Raw genomic sequence first — 24,895 nt, forward strand, 5'->3', positions numbered from 1 at the left:
CACCTGCCGATGAACCTGCCCCCTGCAATCCGCGTCGCGCTGGTCGACGACCATTCCCTGGTGCGCGATGGCATCAGGGCCCTGCTGTCCGTGATGCCCAGACTGGAGGTGGTCGGCGAAGCCGAGAACGGTGCGCAAGCGATCGAAATGGTCGGTCGCTGCCAACCGGACCTGCTGCTGATGGACATCAGCCTCAAGGACATGAACGGGCTTGAACTGACCCGCTTGCTGGGCAAGCAATACCCCAGCCTGAAGATCCTCATCCTCAGCATGTACGACAATTACGAGTACGTCAGCGAGTCCGTGCGATCCGGCGCCAGCGGCTATGTGCTCAAGAATGCGCCGTCGCGGGAAATCATCGCGGCCATCGAAGCCATCATCAGCGGCGGCACCTTCTACAGCGCCGAGATCGCCCAGCGCCTCGCCACCGACCAAAACACCGATAACGAGCTGACGCCGCGCGAAAGCCAGGTGTTGTACAAAATGGTCCAGGGGCTGAACAACAAGGAAATGGCCCGGGAACTGGACATCAGCGTGCGGACCGTCGAAACCCACCGCCTGAGCATCCGCCGCAAGCTCAACATCGACAAACCCGCGGCGCTGGTGAAATACGCGATCGACCACGGAATCATTTCGCGTTGATATAGAAACCTGCTGTGGCGAGCAAGCTCCCTCGCCACAGGGGCCTGCGTCGCCGCTTATTTCGCAAACAGCTGGCTCATATCCTTGAACGCCTTGAATTCCAGCGCATTGCCACAAGGATCGAACAAAAACATCGTCGCCTGTTCGCCAACCTGGCCCTGGAAGCGGATATAGGGCTCGATCACGAACTCTGTGCCAAAGGACTTCAAACGCTCGGCCAGGGCCTCCCATTCGGCCCAGCCCAGCACCACGCCAAAGTGCGGAACAGGAACGTCGTGGCCATCGACCGGGTTACTGTGCACGCTTTCCTGGGACGCCGTCTTCGGCTGTTCATGGATCACCAACTGATGACCGTAGAAATTGAAATCGACCCATTGCGCACTCGAACGACCTTCCGGCAGGCCGAACACATCAGCGTAAAAAGTACGCGCAGCGGCGAGGTCATAAACGGGAATAGCCAAGTGAAAGGGTGAAAGACTCATCAGGGCACCGGTCGTTTACAGAAAAGAGAGACAAAGCCTAACGTCACGCTCAAAACAATAAAATCAATATAAATTACTAAGAAACACAATTATTCTTTGTGAATGATCAAAGAACTGAAAACCCTTGTCGCCGTTGCCCGCGAAGGCACCTTCGCCGCTGCCGGCCATCGTATCGGCCTCACCCAGGCAGCCGTGAGCGCCCAAATGCAACGCCTTGAGGCCGAACTGGGCTTCGAGATCTTCGAGCGCAAGGGACGCTCGGCCCACCTGAACCGCAAGGGCCATCAGATCCTGGTGCAAGCCCAGGAACTGCTGCGCCAGTACGACAACCTGGGCTCTTCCAGCCTCGACACGCCGGCCAGCGTGCTGATGAACATCGGCGCCATTGCCTCAGTCCAGCGCTCATTTCTGCCGGCCGCCTTGGCGCGGTTCCACCGCCAAAGCCCGCAATGCCGCACGCGGGTGATTCCCGGTCTGTCGATCGAGCTGATCAACCTGGTGGACGCCGGCGAGATCGACCTTGCAGCCATCATCCGCCCGCCCTTCTCGCTGCAGAGCGATCTGCGCTGGAGCACCCTGATCCAGGAACCCTACCGCTTGATCGTCCCCCGCGATGCGCCAGGGGATGATTGGGCCGGATTGCTCGCCAGCCAGCCGTTCATCCGTTATGACCGCTCATCCTTTGGTGGCCGGCAGGTGGACCGCTTCCTGCGCCGGATGCCCATTACCCTGCGGGAGGTCTGCGAGCTGGACGAACTGGACGCGATCATCAAATTGGTGGAAAGGGGCGTCGGCGTTGCCTTGGTTCCCCAGACCGCGGCCCATCAGGACTGGCCTGCTGGAGTCCGGGTCATGGACCTGGGCTCCCACACCTTCCATCGTGATATCGGTCTCGTCCATCGCGCCCCACAAAGCTTGACCGAGCCAGTGCGGTTGCTCGTTGAGTTGCTGACCGAGCAAGCCCGCGACGGCTGACACGTGTGCTGCCCAGCCCTCCCCCGGACATCGATCAATCAAGGTAATAGCCGGGTTGATCCAGGTCTGTCAGCAGGTCAGGCCCGCTTGGCGTCCAGCCTAGCAATGCCCGCGTGTGCCGACTGGACACGGCCATGTCCGCAGCGGCCATGTGCGCGAACCAGCCGAAGTGTTCGCGCTCGCGTGACTCCGTCGGCAAGCCCAGGCGACGTCCGAGCGCCTCGGCAATGGTCTTGAACGGTACGGCCTCGTCAGCGACCGCGTGGTACACCGACTGCGTCACGCCTTGTTCGAGCGCCAGGCGGTAGACCTTCGCCGCATCCAGCCGATGCACGCCAGCCCAGCAGTTGCGGCCCTCACCCAGGTAAGCCGAGACGCCCTTCTCACGCGCCAGGCGGATCAGGAGCGGAATAAACCCATAGTCGCCCAAGCCGTGGACCGAAGGTGCCAAGCGCACTGTGGCCACGCGCACACCGCGCTCGGTTAACGTTCGAGCGGCCACTTCGGATTTACGCGCAGACGCAGGGCTGGCCACTTCAAGCTCGACCGCGCCACGGGTCAGGCCTAACAAGCCCGAGGTGACCAGCAGTGGACGTGCAGAGCCTTGCAGCGCACTGCCCAAGGCCTCGATCACACGACGGTCCTGCTCGGCATTTTCGGCGAACCTGGAAAAGTCGTGATTGAACGCCGTATGAATCACCGCGTCCGACGCCAACGCCGCTGTCTGCAAGGCTTCGATGTCATCGAGGGTGGCGCGCAGGACCTTCGCGCCAGTGGCGGCCAGCCTGGCGGCCTTGTCCTCGGAACGGGCCAGCCCTGTGACCTGGTAGCCGGCCCCGATCAAATCCTGGACCACCGCCGACCCAACCCAACCTGTGGCGCCGGTAACGAATACGTGCATGTGCAACGCTCCTACTCTGGAAAAAAACTGAGATCGCGAACCTCTATAGCCTATGGACGGCTCAAGATTTGTATTGAACTTGTACCGCTTTCCCATCGGCTCGCCCCGTCAACAGCAACAAGGCCACCCCAAAGGACAGTGCGACAACCACGGCGCCGCCAAGATAAACAGCATCGATGCCCCAGCCACTGGCCAATACGCCGGCCAGCGGGCTGGTAATGCCCAGCGAGATATCAAGAAATGCAACATAGGCGCCCATGGCCAGGCTACGGGTTTGCGCCGAAGCGCGCCGCACCGCTTCCACCCCGAAGCCTGGGAACGCGAGCGAATAGCCGAACCCGGTCAATGCGGCCCCCAGGTAGGCGACGAGCGCGGTGTCGGCTGCCCAGATCAGTAGCAAGCCGATCGCCTCGATGACGACACAGACCAACGCCACTTGCGCGCCACCCAGCTTGTCTGGAAGGTGCCCGAACATCAGGCGAGCACCAATGAACGCCAGGCCAAACGCGGTGAAGGCCAGCGAGGAATTGCCCCAGCCCCTGCTGGCGAACAACAGTGCGATGAACGCGGTAACGACCCCAAACCCGACACTGCAGAACGCCAGCCCCATGCCAGGGGCCCATACAGTGCCCAGCACTTTGTAGAAAGGTGTGCGCCGGGTCGCCGTGGGGGCGACAGCGGCGACATTGGCAACGACCATCAGTGCCAGCAACGGGATGAATACCGAGCTCACGGCAATGCCTGTGAATCCCCACAGGGCATTCAGGAAAACGCCGGCCGGCGCACCCAAGGCAAAAGCGCCATACATGGCGATGCCATTCCAGGCCATGACCTTGCCTGCATGTTGCGGCCCGACCAAGCCAATGCCCCAGCCCAGTGCGCCGGTGACGATCAAGCTTTCGCCCATAGCCAGAATGACTCGGCCCAAGAGCAGCAGCCAGACTGAAACCACCGGCACATCGACGAACGCCAGGGAAGCCAGGTACACCAGGCCGGAACAGGCCGCCGTCACCAAGCCGGCAATCACCGCACGCTGGGTGCCGCGGATATCCGCGAAGTTGCCGGCCCAGGATCGCGACAGCAGCGCTGCGGCAAATTGCGCACCCACCACCAGGCCTATCACCAGCGTGCCCATGCCCAACGTGTCGTGCAGATGCAAGGGCAAGACGGGCAGTTGCATGCCTATTGTCAGGAAGCCGATGAACACCGTCAGGGCCAGTGGAAGCAGCTTGAACACCGGATTGGCGTCGTCGTTTCCATAGGTCGCCGAAGAAGCAGGATGCGTATGTTTGTGAGTCATGAGAGTCATACCAAGGGAAGTCGTTGAATGCCGTTTGGGGGACGACTAAAATGCGATCAATTCGTCGCATTCAGAATACGAATACTTCGTCGCGTTTTCTATTCGCATTCCCCCTACAAGGTCCATCCCTCCATGTCCGAGCGCTCAGGCCCACAGATTTCCTCGAGAAAACAACCCCGGCAGGCACGCTCGACCGAACTGGTTTCAGCCGTTCTACAAGCCGCTGTTCAGGTTTTGGCAACGCAAGGCGCACCACGATTCACCATGGCGCGCGTGGCCGAGCGAGCTGGCGTGAGCGTCGGTTCGGTGTATCAGTACTTTCCGAACAAAGCGGCGATCCTGTTCCGCCTGCAAAGTGATGAATGGCGCCAGACGTGCGACATGCTGCGCAATATCCTTCAAGACCATGGCAAATCACCCTTCGAACGGCTGCGCACACTCGTGCATGCGTTTATCCAATCGGAATGCGATGAGGCGCTGATCCGCGTCGCGCTCAACGACGCCGCGCCGCTTTACCGTGACGCTCCCGAGGCGCAGGAGGCCAGGGCTTCGACGGAACAGGCGATGGAGCTCTTCATGCAAGAGGTGCTGCCCAAGGCAGCGGCGCAACACCGAGCACTGGCCGCCGACTTGATCACCACGACGCTCAGTGCCGGCGGCAAACAGTTTTCGGCTACGCCTCGCTCATCTGCGCAAATTGAACAATATGCGCAGGCAATGGCCGATATGTTCTGTGCGTATCTGGCCAGTCTTGAACAGCCTCAAGCCTCATCGCCTATGGCTTGATCGGGGTGAGGATGCTCGCTCAGGACTCAACTTCAGTCTGCCTGTCGAACCGATGTGGCAAACCATCCGCCACCGTCCGGTTCCGCCCTGCTCGCTTGGCCTGGTAGAGCAAGGTATCGACACGTTTGTACAGCCCCTGCCAGGTTTCCTCGGGGCCGAGACTGCCGACGCCAAAGCTCGCGGTGACCGGCCCCACAGCGTCCAACGTGATGCAACCACCGTGCTCGATGGCCATTCTCAAGCGTTCCGCGCACTCATGGGCTTCCCGGGCATCTGTGTCCGGCAAGAGCACGGCGAACTCCTCGCCGCCGAGTCGACCGACGATGTCTCGTTTGCGCGCCGAAGCACGCAGCAGTTGCCCAACCTCGCGCAGGACGTTATCGCCCACGTCATGACCGTGGGTGTCGTTGATGCTCTTGAAATTGTCGATGTCGCACAGTGCAAGCGACGTCGTGCCACGCGGGCTCTTCATCAGTAGCAACGACACCTGGTCCTCGAAGCCGCGTCGGTTCAAGACACCGGTCAATGGGTCGAAATCGCGCTCGCGCCGCAAGTCATCGATCACATCGGCAATGGCAGCGGCGAGAATCGCAAAGGCAAGCGCAACACCTAGCACCGCCAGGGATAACTGGAGCGCCTGCCAAAACACCGAGTTGACGAAAGTGATCCGGTCGACAGGCGCCGAAAGCCCGACGGTCAGCAGGGTTCGCGGAAAGAAATGCAACGAGAAGACCAGCAACACCCAGAACAGTGCCTTGTCGACGAGTCGGCCGCCCACCAGGGATCTGAGCTTGAGCGCAGCCACCAACAGAATCGCGCCGTAGCCGAAGTTCTGGATGTAGATGCGCGCAAGGAGGCTACGGTCAATGTAGAAGAACCAGGCCATTGCCAGGGTAATGAGGCCCACCACAACGATGTTCGTCCGCCAACCGAAGCGCTTCTGCGAGCGCAGCAAAACGCCTTCGGCCACCGCCAGAACCGCCGAAGTGTACAGCGCACCGGACACAATGGCGTTGGGCCCAATCCCTGGCGGCAAGCCGAAAATCTGTGAAAAGGCGCCGCACGCGAACAGGCCACAGCCACCGGCCAGGAGCAGCAAATAGTTGCGTTTTTTGTCGATAAGCCACGCGCACACAAATGCGCCGCCAAAGACCGACAGGATCCCGGGAACCATCAAGACAAGCGTAATTCTGACGACTGATGCGTCCATTGGAGCGGGCTCTCGCCGAGCAAGGTATGCAATTGGCCATGATGACAGAGCTGGGGAAAGGAAACCTGTGAAGTTTGACGGACTCATCCATGACGGCGAGCTCAACCGCCTCCGGTGACAGCCTGCAAACACTTTTACTACACTGGCCCGTCTTGTCCCCTTCCCTTGCGAGACGTCCAATCCCTATGAAAACCATAACAAGCACGATGACGATCTGTGGCCTGCTGGCGCTCTGCGGCAGTGCCCTGGCGGAGCCTGCCCCCTCGCATCTGGACCAGGTGCTGCAACGCGGCGAACTGAGGGTCTGTACCACCGGCGACTACAAGCCCTACACCTACAAGGCCGAAACGGGCGAATACGAAGGGATCGACATCGACATGGCGCGCTCGCTGGCCACCAGCCTGGGCGTCAAGGTGCAATGGGTACAGACCACTTGGAAAACCCTGATGCCAGACATGCTGGCGCAAAAGTGCGACATCGGCATGGGCGGGATTTCGGTGACCCTGGAGCGCCAGAAGAAAGCCTACTTCAGCAGCACCCTGGACGTGGATGGCAAGATCCCGCTGGTTCGCTGCGAAGACCAGACGCGCTACCAGACCATCGAACAGATCAACCAGCCTTCGGTACGCCTGGTGGAGCCGGCCGGCGGCACTAACGAAGCCTTCGTCCGGGCATTCCTGCCCAAGGGCCAGCTCAACTTCCACGACAATGTGACCATCTTCCAGGAGCTGCTGGACAAGAAAGCCGACGTGATGATCACTGATGCATCGGAAGCGCTCTACCAGCAAAAACTCAAACCCGGCCTGTGCGCCGTCAACCCGAGCCGCTACCTGCAATATGGCGAGAAGGCCTACCTGCTGCCACGGGACGACACCACTTGGAAAATGTACGTCGATCAGTGGCTGCACCTGAGCAAGGCAAACGGCAGTTATCAGAAGGTCATTGGGCAGTGGTTGGCGGTTCCGGGCGCTCAGTAACCGTTCGAGAAGAAACACAAATCCCTGTGGGAGCGAGCTTGCTCGCGATGGCGTGAGTTCAGCAGCATCGATGCTGACTGAAACACCGCCATCGCGAGCAAGCTCGCTCCCACAGGTTGAACTGCTTGAGGTCTGATTCAGCGTCAGACCTTGATTATCGACACTTCAACTCACTGCGCCGCCCGCACCTTGGCGATTTCGGCGTACATCATCTTCACCAGCTCGCCATCCAGGGACTTGGCGAACTTGTCGATCACCGGTTGTACCCGCTCGCGAAAACGATCTTTCTCCGCCGGGGTGATTTCGTTGACGGTCATCGCGCCGGCCAGGGTGGCTTTGGCCTTGTCCATGCTCGCCGCGGTGACTTCACGCTGGAATTGTTGCGCCTCGGTTGCCGCCTGGCGAATCATCGCTTTTTCATCGTCGTTGAGGCGATTCCAGGTTTTCTGGCTGATGATCAACGACTGCGGATTGAAGATGTGTCCCGTCACGGAAAGGTACTTCTGCACCTCGTAGAACTTGTTGCCTTCAATCACCGTGAAAGGGTTTTCCTGGCCGTCGATGGTGTGCTGCTCAAGGCCCGTATAGACCTCGGGGAACGCCATCGGCACCGGGTTGGCCCCCAGGGCGGAGAAAGTTTCCAGGTAGATCGGCGACTGGATGACGCGAATCTTCAAGCCTTGCATGTCCTCGAGCTTGGTCACCGGATGCTTGCTGTTGGTCAGGTTGCGAAAGCCCAGGTCCCAATAACCCAGGCCCACCAAGCCTTTGCTATCCAGCTGTGCCGCCAGTTTCTGGCCGACCGGCCCATCGATCACCGCATGGGCTTCCTCAGCGTTATTGAACAAAAAGGGGAAGTCGAGCATTGCATAGTCCGGTGCCTGGGCCGCCAGGATGCCGGAGTTCAGTACAGTGATATCCAGCGTGCCGCCTTGCAGGGCTGACACCGTTTGCACGTCGCCGCCCAAGGTACCGCCGGGGAACAGGCGGACCTTGATCTTGCCGCCGCTCTTCTCGCTGAGCAGGTCGGCGAACTTCTGCGCGCCCTGCCCTTGTGGATGCTCCTTGACGTTCTGGAACGCGAATCGCAGGGTACGTTCGCGGATTTCATCGGCGTGACTGGCCACGCTCCCCAGCAGCAACCCCGTTGCACACGCCCCAGCCAACAGGGTTTTCATCAGTTTTCGCATATCACTCTCCGATCATTATTGTTTTTCAAGTCGAGCTACTACGCTTGCACCGGCATCAGCCGGTGAAGAATTTCAATGGCCCCATGACCAGTTGCGGGAACAGCACCAACAGCAACAGCACTACAAACTGCGCCAGCATGAATGGCCACACGCCGCGGACGATTTCCTCGAAGTCCAGCTTCGCCACCCCACACACCACATTGAGCACCGTCCCCACGGGCGGAGTGATCAGGCCGATAGCGGTGTTGATCAGAAACAGCACGCCGAAGTACACCGGGTCGATACCCGCCTGGATGACCGCAGGCATCAATACCGGAGTGAGAATAAGAATGGTCGGGGTCATGTCCATCACCGTTCCGACCAGGATGATCAGCACCATCATCACCAGCAGCAAAAGGGTCTGGTTGTCCATGAAGGGCGCCAGCAATTCGGCCAACTGGCCGGGCAGGTCCGCGATGGTCACCAGCCACGATGAAACCATGGCCGCCGCCACCAGCAGCATCACCACCGAGGTGGTCTTGGCCGAGGACAGGATCACTTCATACAGCTGGCTGACTTTCATTTCCCGGTAGATCACCAGGGATACGAACAACGAATAGACCGCCGCGACCACCGCTGCTTCCGTGGGAGTAAAGATGCCGAATTTAAGCCCCAGGATGATGATCAAGGGCAGGCCCATCGCCCAACTGCCGTCGAGCAACGTGCGCAACACTTCGGCGCGGGAACGCTTGGGCGGCGTCTCGACGTTCTCGCTGCGAGAGATGTACCACCAGGCCAAGGCCAGCGAGGCCCCCAGCATCAACCCCGGCACGATCCCGGCGAGGAACAGCTTGGAAATCGACACACCGGAAGCCACGCCAAAGACAATGAAGCCGATGCTCGGCGGAATGACCGGTGCGATGATACTACCGGCGGCGATCAGCCCCGCCGAGCGCCCCCGGTTGTGTCCGGCCAGCACCATCATGGGCACCAGCAACGCCGCCAGTGCCGCGGCATCGGCCACGGCCGAGCCGGAGAGCGACGCCAGCAGGCAGGACGCAATGATGGCCACGTAACCGAGACCGCCACGCTTGTGCCCCACCAGAGCCATGGCAATGTTGACGATGCGCTTGGACAGGCCGCCGACATTCATGATTTCGCCGGCCAACATGAAAAACGGTACCGCCATCAACGGAAAGCTGTCGGCGCCATTGAGCAGGTTCTGGGCGATGATTTGTGCGTCAAACAGATCCAGATAAAACATCAGCGCCACGCTGACCACCAGCAAGGCAAACGCAATGGGTATGCCCAGCGCCATGCTGCCCATCAACGACCCGAGGAAAATAACCAGCGTCATGGACGAGTACTCTTGATGGAGTTATGGGCGATCACCTCGGCGGCGTCGTTGTCCTGGACCATGACCAGTTCGTCATCCCCCAGCTTGCCGGACAGCGCCAGATAGAGTTCGTAGATCAGGATCGGCGCGGCGCTGGCGCCGAACACCAGGCCGGCGGCGTAGAACAGGGCCATTGACAGGCCTGAGGCTGGCGCGACCACCTTCAGGTTGATCAACGCCTGCTGCCAACTGCCACTGAAGATCAGCCAGCAGATGTACAACATCAGTAGATGTCCGATGACCAGGCACCCGCGCTTGCCGGCCGGCGGCAAGCGCTTGACCAGGCTGTCCATCCCCAGATGAGCGCGGTCCTTGAGCGCTACCAGCGCACCGAGAAAAATCATCCAGACGAAAAACCAGCGCGACAGCTCTTCCGACACACTGATGCCGGAGTTGAAGGCATAGCGCAGTACCACATTGCCAAATACCAGCACGATCATGGCGATCATGCACAGCACGATCAGTAGCTTCAGCAGCTTGAAATACAGATCAACGACTTTTGCCATCTTGAAGACCTCTCGGATTGTCGAGTGCCGGGTTCCAACCGGCGCGAGTAAACGGCAACGGTGGCCGCTATCGAATCCGAATAGAGGTATTGCGAGAGGCTCCAGGCCGGGAGCAACAGATCGAGGGAAAGGCGTAGGGCGTTTGCGGATAGGTGCGCATGAGGTATTCCTCTGTTTTTTATTATGGTCTTGGCAATGCGTCGCAAGACGTATGGCAGCTAAAATGTACCAACCGGTTAGTTCGGTCAATATCCCCGAGGCTAACGTATGACAAAGCGTGCGATTATCGGCTACAGGGGCGATAGGACTTTCAGCGGAATTCTGGCGATGCAAGAAGGCGCTACCATCACTTGTTCTAATTAAGAACCATGCTGTTTATAAGCCCGAACAATGTGCGTAGCCGTAGAGTTTTTTTAAATAAAAACTCAAATTAAATTGAACTTTCACATAGTTGTAAGACTTGGCACCCAAGTACTAAGGCATGACCAGAACATGACAATATCCAGGCGTCATTCTAATGGCTAGCCAATTTCCTACATAAACATTGGCGCCATCTGTCAAAAAAATGTCGTCACTCCCCACAACCTGACAAAAGCGTCGAACCCCCACTCAAAAAAAATAAAAAAACCTTATTAATCAAAGAGTAATAAAATATAAAATCGCCGAAACACTCCTCTCTCTCGCCATTAACAAGTTCTTAAAAAAAATATTATTTAAACTTCACATATAAAACTTTGCAGCAACGATCTTTGATGTTATTAATTTGACGGATCAGATCGCAAGATGCCACTACGTCACTTTCTGTGCATGTAACCGTTTTTGCCTGATATCGGATCCAATCAACTTAACCGCTTGCTTGCCCAACACATTATTTGTGCTTGGACGGCTGTTGTGCGGCGCAGAAAACTGCGCGAGGAAGGGCGTCATCGCTATTCAAGACTCACGGATCAAGGTCCTCTCGATCTTCGGTACCCGTCCAGAAGCCATCAAGATGGCACCTTTGGTCAAGGCCCTTGCAGCCGAACCCGGCATTGAGTCCTTGATCTGTGTCACCGGCCAGCATAAAAGCATGCTCAAGCAGGTGCTGGATCTGTTCGATCTCAAGGCTGATTTCACCCTTGACGTGATGACGCCGCACCAGACGCTCAACTCCCTGACCGCTGCGTTGTACAGCGCCATCGACCCGGTACTGGAGCAGACTCGGCCGGATCGGGTACTGGTCCATGGTGATACCACTTCGGCCATGGTGGCTTCGATGGCAGCGTTCCATCGGCGTATCCCCGTGGGTCATGTGGAGGCCGGGTTGCGCACCGGTGATATCTACAGCCCATGGCCGGAAGAAATGAACCGTCGTTGCATCGACCTCAGTGCCGACCTGCTGTTTGCACCTACCGGGCAATCGCGCGACAACCTGCTCAATGAACGCCTGCAGGGTCGCTGTCTGGTGACGGGCAACACCGTCATCGACGCACTGCAAATGACCGCCCGACGCATCGATGAAGATGCACAACTGCGTGGCGAGCTGGACCAACAATTCCCGTTCCTGCAAACCGGGCGCAAGCTGCTGCTGGTAACCGGTCACCGCCGGGAAAACTTCGGCGAGGGCTTCCTGGACATCTGCAAGGCCCTGCGCCACCTGGCCCAGCGTACGGATATCCAGATCGTCTACCCAGTACACCTCAACCCCAACGTGCTGGGGCCGGTGACCGAGCAACTGGGCGACCTGCTCAACGTACACCTGATCAAGCCTCTGGATTACCTGGCCTTCGTGCGCCTGATGCAACACGCCCACGTCATCCTCACCGACTCTGGCGGTGTGCAGGAAGAAGCGCCGTCCCTGGGCAAGCCCGTGCTGGTGATGCGCGACGTCACCGAACGCCCCGAAGCCGTAGCCGCGGGCACCGTGCGCCTGGTGGGCACTTCCCCAGCCTCGATCATCGCCGGTGTGGACGCACTGTTCGACGATGGTGCTTTGTGGCGTCGTGCTTCCCAGGCCGCCAACCCTTATGGCGATGGCAAGGCCAGCCAACGCATCGTCGATACCCTGATGGGCCGCCCTGTCAGCGATTTTTCCGTGGGCCAGGCACATTCGTTCCAGGCGTTGGCGCACGCGCCAATGTCCGCGCCCCACGAGTTGCTCGCCGATTTCACCTCATAACCGCTACCCACCCTTATCAGATCGAGATTTGCCTGAATGAAGCCTTCCGTTGCCATCCCTACGGGCGCGCTCAGCGCCCTTGCCTGTGGCCTGAGCCTGCTCGCGCTCATGCCAACCTTTGCCCTGGCTGCGGATAGCCCGCTCACCCAGGCAATCCATCGACTCAACGCCGACACCCGCCAGGAGCGTGAGATTCGCTTGAGCGACCTGGGCATCACTGCGCCGATCCTGCTTGGCGCCAGCGACGCTCGACGCGAACTGTATTTACCGGTCCCAGCCGGCGTGACCCTTGACGATGCGACGCTGCAACTGGACGCCAGTTATCTCAACGGCGAAGGCGGCCGCAACACCATGCTGCTGTCGCTCGATGGGTATCCGGTACGAGCCGAGGGGCTCAGCGAGGCGCAGGGCGATGCCAGCCTCAAGCTGGGCGTAGACAAGGCTGCACGTGACAACGGCCTGGTGCGCCTGGGCATTGCCTGGTCCTCGGTCGTCCCCCGGCCATTGTGCGAAGACGATCGGGTCATCGGCAACGTGCTGCGCATTCAACCCGATACACGCCTGAACTACAGCTACGACGCCAGCCAATTGCAGGATGTCGGCACCGCCTGGACGACACTGCCCACCAACCCCGGCATCCTCGTCGCGCCAGGCTCGTTGTCGGCAGGCAGCTATGATGCCGCCTGGCGATTGGGCGTGGCCTTGGAACGCATCGGCAAACACAGCCGTATCCTGCCCTTCCCTGCCGTGCAGGACAGTGTCGACCTGAGCGGTCTGCGCGTCCCCGCCGAGCTGTTGAACATTCCGGCCTTCGCCAGCCTCAACGGCAAAGGCCCGCATACCCTGGCCAACGCCGCCGAAATCGGCGCCCTGCTGATGCTCGGCCAGGCGCCAAACGTACAGGCCGACCTGGCCATCAACGACCCACAACTGCTCAAGGCCATCAACCAATCGCTGGATGCCTTGCAGAGCCAAGTCCAGAGCGTCGACACAACAGCGGCCAGTGCATTGACCCAATGGCGCGATCAGCACGTCAACGTCGCCCTGGCCAGCGCCGGCACGGATAACGTGCGCCTGGCCCTGCTGGGCACGCGCCCGGTGCTGGTCATCGCCCCGGATGCGACCGGCAAAGCCTTGTCCTTACTCGGTTCGGCGTGGAACAAACTGGCGCGCAGCCGCCAATTGACCGTGACCGAAGCGCAAACGCCGTTGAGCGACGATGGTCGCGTGGCGCTGGCGCGTTTGGGCGGCGCCCCTGGCACATTCGACGTAGCCTCGCGCTTCGACTGGAGCACCTCGTTCCCCCTGGGCAGCGTGGCGTATGACGGCCGCCTGCCTGTGACCGCGGTGGTGGATGTATCCGCAGCGCCAGGTGCTTCGCACACCCCGCCCGTGGCCTCGCTGTACTTCAATGATTTCCTGATCGGTGCGCAACAGTTGACCACCGACGGTGAGCCGCAACGCATCCAGGCGCATATCCCCCGCTACGCCCTGGGCTCGAAAAACGTCTTGCGCGTCTCGTTCCAACGCCAGCCGGTCAGCGACCGTTGCCTGGAGACGCCGCAGGCCTTCCCGGTAGCGGTCCTGCCAACCAGCCATATCGTGCTGGACAAAACCTCGCTGGATGACGATTTCGCCAGCATGGCTGCACGCTTCGCCGTCGACACTCAGGTGCTCGTTCCCCAGGCCTACCTTGACCATCCGGCCAGCAGCCTGGCCCAAGTGATTTCGGTGGCCGATGCGGCCGGTGTCTCGCCGCTGCGCGCGCAGTTGAAGGTCAGCGCCGATCCAAAAGCCGTCGTCAGCCCGGACAAGGCTTTCCTGGCTTTCGAGCTGCCCCTCAAGGACGCCAAGGAAGCGGTCCAGGTCGACGAGCAGGGTCACCTGCGTATCAACCATAAAGACCAGGTGATGCTTGATGTGCAGCGCCTCAACCAACTGGCTTCACTGCAAGTGGTGCAGACCTCGGGCCAGCACGGCCTGGTCTATCGGACCCTGGGCAGCCAGCCACCGGGCCTGGCCAAGCCGGTTGTGCTGACGCGTGGCGACGTGGCGATTCTGGGCGACAGCGGTGCCGTGGCAATCTTCGATACCCAGGACCCCAGCGGCAGCCAGTTGATCGGCCAGGAAGAACCCAAGGGCCTGGATGCCTGGCGTAAACCTTCACTGCTCTGGCTGATTCCAGGTGGCATTGCCTTGTTCCTTATCTTGTTGCTGGCTGGCCGTATCGCCCGTCGCAATCGCCAGTAACGGTAACCTTCGATGACGTCGCTTTATTGGCCCTATTGGCTGGCCCATTACTATAACTACCTGGAAGCCGCGACCATTGTGGTCGCGGTACTGATCCTGATCTCCAGCCTGGACGATCTGATCATTGACCTGTGGTACTGGTCTCGCCGCCTGTACCGCAAGTTCACCGTGGACCGCAAATACCGGCCGCTGACCGTCGAACAACTGTTGGCCCGGGACGAGCAGCCCTTGGCGATCATGGTGCCTGCCTGGCTGGAATACGACGTCATCGCGCCGATGATCGAAAACATGGTCTCGACGCTCGACTACCAGAACTATGTGGTCTTCGTCGGCACTTATATCAACGACCAGCGCACCATTGACGAAGTCGAGCGGATGCGTCGGCGCTACAAACAGCTGCACCGCGTGGAAGTCCCCCATGCCGGGCCGACCTGCAAGGCCGACTGCTTGAACTGGGTGATCCAGGCGATTTTCCTGCACGAGAAGACCCATGGCATGACCTTCGCCGGCGTCGTGTTGCACGACAGCGAAGACGTGCTCCACCCGTTGGAACTGCGCCTGTTCAACTACCTGTTGCCGCGCAAGGACATGATCCAGTTGCCGGTGGTGTCGTTGGAGCGCAACTGGTACGAATGGGTGGCGGGCGTCTACATGGACGAGTTTGCCGAATGGCACGGCAAGGACCTGGTGGTGCGTGAAAGCATGACCGACACTGTGCCCTCGGCCGGCGTCGGCACCTGCTTTTCTCATCGTGCCTTGCGGGTACTGGCTGGCGAAACTGAAAACCAGCCGTTCAACACCGACAGCCTCACCGAGGACTACGACGTCGGCGCGCGGCTGGCCAAGGTTGGCATGAACGCGATCTTCGTGCGTTTCCCGGTGCAATTCCGGGTGCTGCGCAAATCCTGGTTCCGCAAACCCTATGAATCGACCCTGACGATGCCGTTATGCGTGCGGGAGTTTTTCCCCGATACCTTCCGCACCGCATTTCGACAAAAGGCACGCTGGACCCTGGGCATCGGCCTGCAAGGTTGGGAACAGATGGGATGGAATGGCTCGCTGGCCAACCGATACCTGCTGTTTCGCGACCGCAAGGGTGTCGTGACTGCGTTCATCAGCATCATTGCCTACGTGATCCTCGTGCAGCTACTGGGCCTGATTATCCTGCGCAACAGTGGCTTGTGGAACGTCAGCTTCCCAACGCCCTTTGAAACCAATGGCGTGATCAAATACCTGTTGCTGGCCAACGGCGTCGCCCTGGCCTGGCGCATCCTGCACCGCTATTACTTCACCACCGTGCTGTACGGCTGGCAGCACGGTTTGCTGTCGATCCCGCGCATGTTGGTGGGCAACTTCGTCAACTTCATGGCTGCCTCCAGGGCCTGGCGCATGTTTCTGGTGGGCAAGGTGATGAACCGCAAGCTGGTCTGGGACAAGACCATGCACGACTTCCCTTCCACCGACCTGGTTGCCACCGCTCCGCGTCGCCTGGGCAGTGTGTTGCTGTCCTGGCAGGCCATTACCGACACCCACCTGCAAAGCGCCCTCGACGAACAGCAGTCGCGCAACGTGCCGCTGGGTCGGATCTTGCTCAATAACGGCTGGCTGGACGATGAAACCCTGGCCGAAGCCATCGCGTTCCAGAATGACCTGCCTCGGGTCTTCGACGTGGCCGAAAAAGCCGCAGCCTCAAGCTCGTCACTGGACAGCGAATTTGCCTTGCGCTGGCGGGCCATTCCCTTGGGACGCAATGGTGAAGGCCGTGAACAGATCGCCGTCGCCAACCCGCTTTCCGACGAAGGCTTGCAGCAGGTCAGCGCCGAATTGGGCAGCGAGCCGGTGCAACTGATCGCCCGGGAAAGCGAAATTCTCGCATTGTTGCGCCAACTGCCGGAACGCAACGGCCACGCCGTACCCAATGCCAGCGCACCACTGCTGGGTGACTTGCTGATTGAAATGGGCCTGCTCGATCGCGACCAGTTCAGCCGCGCCATGTTGCAGTATCGGCCGCAGCACCATGGCCGGATTGGCGATTACCTGGTCGACAGCGGCGTGCTGCCCCGGGCCACTATCGAACAAGTGGTGGCGCGTCAGCACAGCCTCTACCCAATGGAGCTCCCGGCATGAACCGCCCCCTTCTGACCCTCTTGGCCACGGGGCTGAGCCTGATCCCGGTGCTTGCGCCGGCCGAGACGTTGCCCCTGCCATTGACCGGTCCGGCCTACACCGCCGCCAACGAAGCCTACAGTGCCTACGAGCGCAAGGATTACGACCTGGCCATCGCCAAGGCCCGCGAAGCCCTGCGCCAGCGCGCCGACGTGACACGCCTGAACACGCTGATCGAGTTGGCCGAACGGGACAAGAAACTACGCGATCAACCCCAGACCGCTACGTCATCGCGCGCCGCCTCGCCGGCACCGGGCTTCGTTGCTGCGTCCCAGGGGTTCAAAGCCTATGATCGCGAACAATTCGACCTGGCCGCGCAATCGGCCCGCAAGGCCATCGCTCAGGCCCCCCGTCGTCGTGAGTATCGATTGCTGCTGATCGATTCCTTGCAGCGCCAGCAACACTTGGAAGAAGCCGACCAGGCCACCACCGATGCCCTGCAAGCCTTCGCCAGCGACAAGACGCTGTTGATGCGTCGCGCGGCGATTCGCCGTCAATTGGCGGTACCGTTGGCGACCCAGGGCTACCGCGCCCTGGAGCAAGGCAATACGGCCTTGGCCGTGGACCAGGCGCGCAAAGCCGTGGCCTGGGCTGCGGAAGTTCCCGCCAACCAGCAACTGCTCATCAGCGCCCTGCTCGCGGCCAAGGATTACCCCGCTGCCGAACAAGCCGCCTCGAACGCACTGGCGCTGGACGACAGCAAGACCGCTCCGTGGATCCTGCGCAGCTATGCTCGCGAGCGTCAGGGCAAGACGCAGGCGGCCCAGGTCGACCTGAACCGTGCCCAGACCCTTGCCGGCGTATCGGCCAGCGAAATTCGCGACATCCGTCTCTTTTCCGTCGATGCCGCGCTGGCCCGAGGCGAGCCTGAGCAGGCGCTGGGGCAATTGCAAACCCTGGGCAGCGACGACAGTGATGAAGTCACCCGTCGACAAGCCGTCGCCCACAGGGCGCTGCGAAAGAAAACCCAAGGCGTGAACACCCTGGTCCAGTTTCCGCCACCGCCCCTGGAATGTCAGGAAAGCAGCTTCGGCCTGACCTGTTCCATCTGGCCGGGTAGCACCCATGATGCTGGCACAGCCCTGGCCTCCCAGGCCTATGCCGCCCTCGCCCGCAAAGATCCGGCAACCGCGGTCGCCCTGACCAACCAGGCCATTGCCCGTGCGCCGCAGAACCCGTCCTATCGGCATCTGCTGGTCAGCGCCCTGACGGACCAGAAACGCCTACCGCAAGCCATCGCAGCGGCCAGTGAAGGCCTGCAAACCCATGGCGATGACGCCCGGCTATTAGTCATGCGTGGACGCCTGCGTCAGCAGTCCGGGGACGATGCCGGTGCCCGGGAAGACTTTTCCCGCGCCTTGGCACTGGGCAGCTTGCCGGCCTACGAAGAGGCCGGTCTGTATGCCGCCATCGGACAGCGCCGCACCGCCCGCGAACGTCTGCAAGAAGCGCGCACCAGTGGTGAGCTGGCATCGGTGAGTGACTTGCAGCTCGCCTATCTCTCGATGCAGGCCGGCGACGACGAAGCCGCCCACGCGGCCTTCCGCAAGGCCGACGCCACCACACCACTGCCCCCGTCAGCGGCCCAGGATGCGGCCTACAACGCCATGCGAGTCAACGAGGACGACGAAGCCGTGGCCTACTTCAAGCGCGTGATCGATGGGCAAAAAAACGCGGAAACGCCCATGTCCGCGCAACAGTTGTTCGATACCCGTCGTGCCGTGGGTGACGTTTCGCGCTCCATGGGTCTGATCAGCACCACCAGCTATCGCGGTTCCAGTGGCCTGAGCGGAGCGCCGAGCACCAATAGCAGCGGCGGCAACGAAAGCAACGACCTGCTGCAAAACAGCACCGAACTATCCTGGCGTCCGTTGGGTTATCGCAACGCCCGTTTTGTCGAACTCTACGGGCGCATCACCGACACCTTGTGGAGCAAGAACAGCGACTCGGACACCGGCGCCGATGCCTTGCAAGGTGCCGTCGGCATACGGGTCAAGCCCTTTAGCTCCGTCAACATCATGGCCGCCCTTGAACGGACCTTCCCTCTCGGGTCTTCCGATGTCGACGGCGACTGGCTGGTGCGCCTGGGCTACGGTTCGAGCATTGGCACCGACCTGCGGGTTGACGTGCCGAGCTGGTGGACCTCGCAGTTGTATGCCGAGGTTGGCCATTACATCAACGACTCGCGAGACTACTTCAACAGCGAATGGCAAGTGGGGCGCAGCTATGCGATTGGCGGCACCGGCTCGCGCTGGGTGACCTTCCCCCATATCGTGGCGGCGATCGACTACGATTCGAAGATGAAGAGCGGCTCCAACGGCGATTTTTCGTCCGGTGATGCCGGAGGAATCGGGGTCGGGAACAACGTGCGCTATTGGTTCCGTGAAGACGCCTACAACGCCCCACGCTCCTACGTGGACTTTTCCCTGCAGTACCGGGCCAGAGTGTTTGGCGAGGACCGCGCCAAAGGCGTGTTCGCCCGCCTGACCTACTCCTATTGAGGACGTTGACGTGATATTCGCTGCACGGGTACGAAAAGCGGCTCGCCTGGTCGAGTCACGACTACACTGCATCCAGAAGGGGCTTGTTTGAAAAGCTTCGCCAACGCAGTCAAACACAAGGTCGTCGCGGCGCTGTTACTGGTCGCGGCCATCGGCCTCGGTACAGGGACGTACTACACAATGACCACCACCGCAGCTCCGAATATCGTCGGCATCGTCTGGCAGCCGGACAACCAGACCGTCGGCATCAACGGTACCTGGGAAAAACTGGGGGTGCACGAGCTGCTGGTGCAATGGACGGTGGTGGACGATCAGGCCTTCGTGCCCGGCACCGGCTTGACCAGCGTACCGGTATTGCCGGACTGGGCGCGCATCGCCAAGGCGCCTTGGGCCCAGGATGTCATCCTCGGGCTGGCCGGCTATTTCAGCGAAAACCGCACCCGGGACAACATCGAGCAACTGGCTGCGCTGTCGGAACGCATCGCCGGGTTGCCAACGCCGCTGCATGTCACTGGCTGGTACTTTCCCGCCGAAGTCGATCCCAGTTGGGCGCGTGCCTCCGAGCTGCCGGCTTTGCTGGCCAAACTGCCACGCCCGCTATGGATCAGTGTCTATGACGGCGCCAATATCGGCCCTGCCGCCACCGCTGATTGGCTCAAGCAGTGGTTGCCGAATGACATCGGGGTGTTTTTCCAGGACGGCGTAGGCGTCTATGCTCGCACCGCCCCGGTGGCCCGTAACTACGCCGACGCCTTGCGAGATCGGCTGGGCAAGGATCGCGTGCGGATCATCGTCGAAGCCTTCCGGCTTAAATACGGTGGTGGCTTCCGCTCAGCCACCGTGGCCGAACTCACGCCGCAGTTGGCGGCCTATGCCGGCTATCCGCTCTACCTGTTCGACGGGCCGCATTACATGACGCCCGCGTTGGTGGAGCAGTTGAAACAATCCCTGGCCACCCCTTGATCAAGGCTTGATGTTTTTCAGCTCATTGAGCAGAACCAGCAGTTGCTGCATTTTTTCTTCGCCGAACTGCTCCTCAATCCGCCGATAGTTGCTTTCCATTCCCTCACTCATCGACACAAAGCATTGCTGGCCGCGTTCGGTCAGGCCGACGAAGACCCGACGCTGATCCTGGCTCGACTTCTGCCGCCGCACCAGGCCATCGCGCTCCAGCCGGCTGAGCACACCGGTCATGCTCGGCTTGAGTATGCAGGCCTGGTGAGCCAGCTGGTGGCTTTCCAGCTCCCCCTGCTGATGCAGAATGCGGATCACCCGCCATTGCTGTTCCGTGAGGTCATGCTGGTTCAACGCCGGGCGAAAAAACGCCATGGCAGCTTCGCGGGCTTGCAGCAGGGTCAAGGTCAATGAAGGTCTGGGGGTGGCCATGTTCGGACTGTCTGGATGAGCGAGTCGGCAGCTTAGTGTCACCATCACACCGCTGCAAGAGCAACCGTGGCGAGGGGATTTAGCGCAACCCCGATTGCCGCTGACGATACTCCCCAGGAGTGAGTTGGGCGTAGCGCTGGAAAAACCGGCTGAAATAAGCCGGATCCTTAAACCCGAGCTGGTAGCAGATTTCATTGGCTGAACTGCCGGTGAACAACAGCAGTCGCTTGGCCTCCTGCATCAGCCGCTCCATGATCAACCGCTTGGAAGGCAGGTCGGCAATACGTCGGCAGACATCATTAAGGCGCGCCTCGGTGACGCCGATGCCCTCGGCGTAACGCGACAACGGCCAATGTTGCAGATAATGGGCCTCGATCAGCTCGTTGAAACGGTGAAAGATCTTCAGGTCTTCATGCCGGGCCGGCCTGGCCTCCAGGGAGTTGGAGCTCAAGCGCAGCAGGCTGATCATGATCAGCCGCGTCAAAGCGTCCAGTGCCGCGCTATGCCCCGGGCGCCCGGCCGTCACCTCCTCGCTCAATTCCTCGAACAGGTATTCCAACCGCCGCACCTCCCCTGCCTGCCCAGGCCCCAATTGCGCCAGCGCAACGCAGGTTGCCGGCAGTTGCACACCGGCTGGCGCCAAGCTTGGATCGGAGTCGATCAACTGCCACACCAGTTGCTGGCGCACCGTCAGCACATGCCCGTCACTGTCGGCCTCGGTCACGAAGGAATGGGGGATGGTCGGCGGCGTGAGAAAGAACATCGGCCCCGACTCGACGTACTGCTGATCGTCCAGATACACCCGCACAGTACCGCTCTTGACGTAGTGCACCTGAAAGAACCGATCGTGGCGATGCACCGGCATGTTACGGCCGAAGAACCCCGCCAGGTTGGCGAGCCGGTCGTAATGCACCTGCGCGTCGCTATAACGCTGGTCGTACACCTGACCAATGTTGATGTTCGGGATCGGCTGGCGGTCGGTCATCACGCAGTACTCGTTTTTATTCTGATTCAGGCACCTGCTCGCGCTCATCCTGCACCCAATTTGGCACGGCAACCAGCGCCCGGCAATTCTGCCACGCTTGACGATAGTTAACATCTTAATTATAACTGTTAACACATTAACAATATGCGCAGAGCCCTCATCACTCTGCCAATGCCAGGAGACAAGCATGAGCCGTGCCCTGCATGACGTCGCGACCGGCACCCTGTTCGGGGTCGCGCTGAACTATCAAGGGCTGCTGAAGCAGCGCCTCGCCGAGTTCGAGCAACCGCCCTACCAGAAGCCGCCGGTCAAGCCGGTGCTGTTCATCAAGACGCCCAACACCCGTAACCGCCACGGCGCCGAGGTGGTTCATCCTGGCCAGGGGGAACGGCTGCAACCAGGACCCGCGCTGGGCGTGGTGATGGGCAAATCGGCCAGTCGCGTCAGCGCCGCCGAGGCACTGGACTATGTCGCCGGCTTCACCGTCGTCAATGAATTCAGCCTGCCGGAAGACAGCTACTACCGCCCCGCCGTCAAGGCCAAGTGCCGGGACGGGTTCTGCGCCGTCGGCCCTGAACTGGTGCCGGCCGCCCAAGTTGCCGATCCTCACAGCTTGGCAATCACGCTGTATGTAAACGGTGAGATTTGCCAGCAAAACAACACTGCCAACTTCGTTCGCAACATTCCCCAGTTGATTGCCGAGATCAGCGAATTCATGACCCTGCACGCCGGGGACGTGCTGATCACCGGCACGCCTGAAGGTCGGGTCGATGTACAGCCCGGCGACCGCGTCGAAGTCGAAATCGCCGGCCTGGGCCGTCTCGTCAATATCGTCGTGGCTGAGGCAACAGGAGCACGTTCATGAAACACGCGCGCATTCGTTTTGAAGGCCAGGTCCACGCCGTCACCGTAGAAGCTCACAACGCCGTTCGTTTGGCCGACGGTCGCCTGCTGGCCGAGGATCAGGTCCAGTGGCTGCCACCGGCCACCGGCAGCATGTTCGCCCTTGGTCTGAACTACGCCGATCACGCCGCCGAGCTGGCGTTCAAACCGCCGACCGAACCCCTGGTGTTCATCAAGTCGTCCGGCACCTACACCGGCCACAACCAGGAGACCTGGCGCCCCGACAACGTCGCCTACATGCACTACGAGTGTGAACTGGTGGCGGTCATCGGCAAAGCCGCGCGCAACGTCAAGCGCGAGGATGCTCTGAGCTACCTGGCCGGCTACACCGTGTGCAACGACTACGCGATCCGCGACTACCTGGAAAATTACTACCGCCCCAACCTGCGGGTGAAGAACCGCGACGCGACGACACCTGTCGGCCCGTGGCTCGTCGACGTCGCCGACGTACCGGACCCGAGCAACCTGAAATTGCGGACCTGGATCAACGGCCAATTGCGTCAGGAAGGCTCGACCCGCGACATGATTTTCGACATTCCCTACTTGATCGAATACCTGTCCAGTTTCATGACCCTGCACCCCGGCGACATGATCGCCACCGGTACGCCGGAAGGCTTGGCGGACGTCGTGCCGGGCGATGAAGTGATCGTGGAAGTGGAAGGCGTCGGCCGCCTGGTCAACCAAATTGTCAGCGAAGCCGAGTTCTTCGCATCCCGTAAAGAGGCGTGAGCAGCATGATCAAGCACTGGATCAACGGCCGCGAGGTCGAAAGCAAAGACGTTTTCGTCAACTACAATCCGGCCACCGGCGAAGCCATCGGCGAAGTCGCCAGCGGCGGTGCCGAGGAAGTCGCCCAGGCCGTGGCGGCGGCCAAGGACGCGTTCCCGAAGTGGGCCAATACGCCGGCCAAGGAACGCGCCCGGTTGATGCGCAAGCTCGGTGAACTGATCGAGCAGAACGTGCCGAAACTGGCCGAACTGGAAACCCTCGACACCGGCTTGCCGATCCACCAGACCAAGAACGTGCTGATCCCGCGAGCGTCCCACAACTTCGATTTCTTCGCCGAAGTCTGCACCCGCATGGACGGTCACACGTATCCGGTCGACGATCAGATGCTCAACTACACCTTGTACCAACCGGTGGGTGTCTGTGCGCTGGTGTCGCCGTGGAACGTGCCGTTCATGACCGCGACCTGGAAGACCGCACCCTGCCTGGCCCTGGGCAACACCGCAGTGTTGAAAATGTCCGAGCTGTCGCCCCTGACCGCCAACGAACTGGGGCGTCTGGCCGTTGAGGCCGGCATTCCCAACGGCGTGTTGAACGTGATCCAGGGCTACGGTGCCACGGCCGGCGACGCGCTGGTGCGTCACCCGGATGTGCGAGCGATTTCCTTCACCGGCGGCACCGCCACCGGCAAGAAAATCATGCAGACCGCCGGGTTGAAGAAGTATTCGATGGAACTGGGCGGCAAGTCGCCGGTGCTGATTTTCGAAGACGCCGACCTTGAGCGGGCTCTTGATGCGGCGCTGTTCACCATCTTCTCGCTCAACGGTGAACGCTGCACCGCCGGCAGCCGGATCTTCATCCAGGAAAGCGTCTATCCGCAGTTCATCGCCGAGTTCGCCGCCCGCGCCAAACGCCTGATCGTCGGTGATCCGCAGGACCCGAAGACCCAGGTCGGCTCGATGATCACCCAGGCTCACTACGACAAGGTCACCGGCTATATCAAAATCGGCATCGAAGAAGGCGCCACGCTCCTGGCCGGCGGCCTGGAACGCCCGGCCAACCTGCCGACGCACCTGAGTCGCGGCCAGTTCATCCAGCCGACAGTGTTCGCCGACGTGAACAACCAGATGCGCATCGCCCAGGAGGAAATCTTTGGTCCTGTGGTCTGCCTGATCCCGTTCAAGGACGAGGCTGAAGCCTTGCAACTGGCTAACGACACCGAGTACGGCCTGGCGTCGTACATCTGGACCCAGGACATCGGCAAAGCCCATCGCCTGGCCCATGGCATCGAGGCCGGCATGGTGTTCATCAACAGCCAGAACGTGCGCGACCTGCGCCAGCCTTTCGGCGGCGTGAAGGGTTCCGGAACCGGCCGCGAAGGTGGACAGTACAGCTTTGAAGTATTCGCCGAGATCAAGAACGTTTGCATCTCCATGGGCAGTCATCACATTCCGCGGTGGGGCGTATGACTGTAGA

At 60.7% G+C, this 24,895-nt stretch carries 21 protein-coding genes; 12 read left to right on the plus strand and 9 right to left on the minus strand.

Features of this window, described 5'->3' with window-relative positions; all coding sequences use genetic code 11:
- Positions 1-9 precede the first annotated feature (9 nt).
- Positions 10-642, plus strand: coding sequence for a response regulator transcription factor (locus SGN16_RS15525; protein WP_210638911.1), 633 nt, complete (start codon positions 10-12; stop codon positions 640-642).
- Positions 643-698: 56 nt separating this feature from the next.
- Here SGN16_RS15525 and SGN16_RS15530 read toward each other — a convergent pair whose 3' ends face one another.
- Positions 699-1,124 (minus strand): VOC family protein, encoded by a 426-nt coding sequence (locus tag SGN16_RS15530; RefSeq protein WP_210638912.1) that lies wholly within the window; start codon positions 1,122-1,124, stop codon positions 699-701.
- Positions 1,125-1,226: 102 nt separating this feature from the next.
- Between SGN16_RS15530 and SGN16_RS15535 the strand changes: the two genes are divergently transcribed.
- Positions 1,227-2,099 carry a LysR substrate-binding domain-containing protein gene (locus SGN16_RS15535; protein WP_335945249.1) on the plus strand — a complete coding sequence of 291 codons (873 nt, stop codon included), beginning with the start codon at positions 1,227-1,229 and terminating at the stop codon, positions 2,097-2,099.
- A gap of 34 nt (positions 2,100-2,133) precedes the next feature.
- Here SGN16_RS15535 and SGN16_RS15540 read toward each other — a convergent pair whose 3' ends face one another.
- Entirely contained in the window at positions 2,134-3,000 is an 867-nt protein-coding gene (locus SGN16_RS15540) for an SDR family oxidoreductase (RefSeq protein ID WP_335945248.1), read from the minus strand.
- Positions 3,001-3,061: 61 nt separating this feature from the next.
- On the minus strand, positions 3,062-4,300 hold the full coding sequence (locus tag SGN16_RS15545) for an arabinose transporter (RefSeq protein ID WP_335945247.1): 1,239 nt from the start codon (positions 4,298-4,300) through the stop codon (positions 3,062-3,064).
- 132 nt (positions 4,301-4,432) lie between these two features.
- Here SGN16_RS15545 and SGN16_RS15550 point away from each other — a divergent pair, with 132 nt between their 5' ends.
- Positions 4,433-5,086 (plus strand): TetR family transcriptional regulator, encoded by a 654-nt coding sequence (locus SGN16_RS15550; protein ID WP_210638916.1) that lies wholly within the window; start codon positions 4,433-4,435, stop codon positions 5,084-5,086.
- Positions 5,087-5,105: 19 nt separating this feature from the next.
- Here the strand turns inward: SGN16_RS15550 and SGN16_RS15555 are convergent, their stop codons facing one another.
- Positions 5,106-6,296, minus strand: a complete 1,191-nt coding sequence (locus tag SGN16_RS15555) for a GGDEF domain-containing protein (protein WP_335945246.1) — start codon at positions 6,294-6,296, stop codon at positions 5,106-5,108.
- 185 nt (positions 6,297-6,481) lie between these two features.
- On the opposite strand from SGN16_RS15555, the gene SGN16_RS15560 reads away from it, so the two are divergent.
- Positions 6,482-7,273 carry a transporter substrate-binding domain-containing protein gene (locus tag SGN16_RS15560; RefSeq protein WP_335945245.1) on the plus strand — a complete coding sequence of 264 codons (792 nt, stop codon included), beginning with the start codon at positions 6,482-6,484 and terminating at the stop codon, positions 7,271-7,273.
- A 170-nt stretch (positions 7,274-7,443) separates the two neighbouring features.
- Here the strand turns inward: SGN16_RS15560 and SGN16_RS15565 are convergent, their stop codons facing one another.
- The 3 genes from SGN16_RS15565 to SGN16_RS15575 are packed head-to-tail and all read right to left on the minus strand — an operon-like array spanning position 7,444 to position 10,344.
- Positions 7,444-8,463 (minus strand): TRAP transporter substrate-binding protein, encoded by a 1,020-nt coding sequence (locus SGN16_RS15565; protein ID WP_210638919.1) that lies wholly within the window; start codon positions 8,461-8,463, stop codon positions 7,444-7,446.
- 55 nt (positions 8,464-8,518) lie between these two features.
- The gene (locus SGN16_RS15570; protein ID WP_210638920.1) at positions 8,519-9,799 is read right to left on the minus strand and encodes a TRAP transporter large permease subunit; all 1,281 of its coding nucleotides are present in this window, start codon (positions 9,797-9,799) and stop codon (positions 8,519-8,521) included.
- Positions 9,796-10,344, minus strand: a complete 549-nt coding sequence (locus SGN16_RS15575; protein WP_210638921.1) for a TRAP transporter small permease — start codon at positions 10,342-10,344, stop codon at positions 9,796-9,798. Before SGN16_RS15575 ends, SGN16_RS15570 begins: the two co-directional genes overlap by 4 nt.
- 925 nt (positions 10,345-11,269) lie before the next feature.
- Here SGN16_RS15575 and wecB point away from each other — a divergent pair.
- The 5 genes from wecB (at position 11,270) to SGN16_RS15600 (ending at position 20,382) form a co-directional block, all read left to right on the plus strand.
- Positions 11,270-12,502 (plus strand): UDP-N-acetylglucosamine 2-epimerase (non-hydrolyzing), encoded by a 1,233-nt coding sequence (wecB, locus tag SGN16_RS15580; RefSeq protein WP_335945254.1) that lies wholly within the window; start codon positions 11,270-11,272, stop codon positions 12,500-12,502.
- A gap of 36 nt (positions 12,503-12,538) precedes the next feature.
- Complete coding sequence (locus SGN16_RS15585; RefSeq protein WP_335945244.1) at positions 12,539-14,752, plus strand: hypothetical protein; 2,214 nt, start codon at positions 12,539-12,541, stop codon at positions 14,750-14,752.
- A gap of 12 nt (positions 14,753-14,764) precedes the next feature.
- The gene (locus tag SGN16_RS15590; RefSeq protein ID WP_210638924.1) at positions 14,765-16,879 is read left to right on the plus strand and encodes a glycosyl transferase family protein; all 2,115 of its coding nucleotides are present in this window, start codon (positions 14,765-14,767) and stop codon (positions 16,877-16,879) included.
- Positions 16,876-19,419: a bacteriophage N4 adsorption protein A gene (locus SGN16_RS15595; RefSeq protein WP_210638925.1), complete on the plus strand. Its 2,544-nt coding sequence runs from the start codon at positions 16,876-16,878 to the stop codon at positions 19,417-19,419. The genes SGN16_RS15590 and SGN16_RS15595 overlap by 4 nt, the downstream gene beginning before the upstream one ends.
- A gap of 180 nt (positions 19,420-19,599) precedes the next feature.
- Positions 19,600-20,382, plus strand: coding sequence for a hypothetical protein (locus tag SGN16_RS15600; RefSeq protein WP_335945253.1), 783 nt, complete (start codon positions 19,600-19,602; stop codon positions 20,380-20,382).
- Here SGN16_RS15600 and hpaR read toward each other — a convergent pair whose 3' ends face one another.
- Together hpaR and hpaA are read right to left on the minus strand one after the other, a co-directional pair.
- Positions 20,383-20,805 carry a homoprotocatechuate degradation operon regulator HpaR gene (hpaR, locus tag SGN16_RS15605; RefSeq protein ID WP_210638927.1) on the minus strand — a complete coding sequence of 141 codons (423 nt, stop codon included), beginning with the start codon at positions 20,803-20,805 and terminating at the stop codon, positions 20,383-20,385.
- 79 nt (positions 20,806-20,884) lie between these two features.
- Positions 20,885-21,790: a 4-hydroxyphenylacetate catabolism regulatory protein HpaA gene (gene hpaA / locus SGN16_RS15610; RefSeq protein ID WP_210638928.1), complete on the minus strand. Its 906-nt coding sequence runs from the start codon at positions 21,788-21,790 to the stop codon at positions 20,885-20,887.
- Between the two features lie 187 nt (positions 21,791-21,977).
- Between hpaA and SGN16_RS15615 the strand changes: the two genes are divergently transcribed.
- From SGN16_RS15615 to hpaE, 3 genes are read left to right on the plus strand one after another with little or no spacing between them, the layout of a single operon-like run.
- Positions 21,978-22,655, plus strand: a complete 678-nt coding sequence (locus SGN16_RS15615; protein ID WP_335945243.1) for a fumarylacetoacetate hydrolase family protein — start codon at positions 21,978-21,980, stop codon at positions 22,653-22,655.
- Entirely contained in the window at positions 22,652-23,422 is a 771-nt protein-coding gene (locus SGN16_RS15620; protein ID WP_335945242.1) for a fumarylacetoacetate hydrolase family protein, read from the plus strand. Before SGN16_RS15615 ends, SGN16_RS15620 begins: the two co-directional genes overlap by 4 nt.
- Before the next feature lie 5 nt (positions 23,423-23,427).
- On the plus strand, positions 23,428-24,888 hold the full coding sequence (gene hpaE, locus SGN16_RS15625) for a 5-carboxymethyl-2-hydroxymuconate semialdehyde dehydrogenase (protein WP_335945241.1): 1,461 nt from the start codon (positions 23,428-23,430) through the stop codon (positions 24,886-24,888).
- Positions 24,889-24,895: the final 7 nt, after the last annotated feature.

Origin of the sequence: Pseudomonas sp. G166 (assembly GCF_037027455.2) — a bacterium.
Taxonomy (GTDB): Bacteria; Pseudomonadota; Gammaproteobacteria; order Pseudomonadales; family Pseudomonadaceae; genus Aquipseudomonas.